Consider the following 1,094-nt stretch of genomic DNA (forward strand, 5'->3'; position numbering starts at 1 on the left):
TTGATCGCGCTGGCAACTGTATTGGTGGATATTATTCTCAGGATGTTTTGAATGTGGTTTTGTCCCTGAGAATGGCGTTTGCGATGACGAGCAGTTTGCGGGCGATGGCGATGATCATGACCTTGAAGGGTTTGTTCTTTGCCTGCATGGCCTGAACCAGCCGGGCGAATGGTGCCCGCATTCGATAGGCGACCAGGGCTGCCATATAGAGGGCATCGCGCACGCGCTTTCGTCCGCCGCGAATATGGCGCTGGCCCCGATGGATGCCGCTATCGGCATTGAAGGGGGCAAGCCCTGCAAGGGCCGCCATACTTGCAGGAGAACTGTCACCCAGTTCCGGCATATGCGCCATCAGCGTGAACGCCGTGACCTGACCGATGCCGGGGATGGAGCGAAGTCTTTCGCTTTGCCCGTTCAGCCCCGCGTTTGTGCGGACATGGGACTGGCACTCTTTTTCGATCGCGGCAATCTCGGTATCGAGCCAGTCAAGGTGGCGCTTGAGGCTGTCGCGCTCCCAGGGATCGGCTGTATAAAGGCGCAACCTTTCCTGCTGGCGCATGGCGACGAGCTGATCCCGGCGCGTGTGCAGGCTTTCCAGCCGCTGACGGGCCGGATCGGATGGCGCCGTCACGGATGGCGACAGTGTCTCGCCCATGCGCGAAAGCAGTCGAGCATCGATGGTATCGGTTTTGGCAAGCTGACCGGTGGCTTTTGCAAAATCGCGGGCCCTGGCCGGATTGACCCGGCAATAGGGTCGCTGCCATCTCTCCAGTGCCGAGCACAAGAGCCGGTCGTAGCGTCCGGTCGCCTCCAGAACGACCTGCGCCTCACGTCCCTCAAGGGTGGAGAGCCATTCATCGATGGCGGTGTCAGTATTGGGTATGCGGACGGCTTTTTGTGTTGCGGCATCGAAAAAATCGAGATGTGCCTTTGAGACGTCGCATCCGATGTAAACAGGGTGTACCATGGCAAGCCTCATCCTGTGCTGCGAGGTCCGCGGTGACGGCCTCTATCAACTGTTCAGGTTGGGATTATCAAGAGCGGGCGGAGGCCAAAGCCAGCAAACGGTCTCAATCGACCAGGACCCCGACGGC

At 59.5% G+C, this 1,094-nt stretch carries 1 protein-coding gene; it reads right to left on the minus strand.

Annotation, left to right across the window (positions count from 1 at the left end; translation table 11 throughout):
• Positions 1–37: 37 nt before the first annotated feature.
• Positions 38–967 (minus strand): IS110 family transposase, encoded by a 930-nt coding sequence (locus ACI2KA_RS26990; protein WP_404505496.1) that lies wholly within the window; start codon positions 965–967, stop codon positions 38–40.
• Positions 968–1,094 lie beyond the last annotated feature (127 nt).

It is taken from the genome of Agrobacterium sp. NPDC089420 (genome assembly GCF_044900305.1).
Classification (GTDB): domain Bacteria; phylum Pseudomonadota; class Alphaproteobacteria; order Rhizobiales; family Rhizobiaceae; genus Agrobacterium.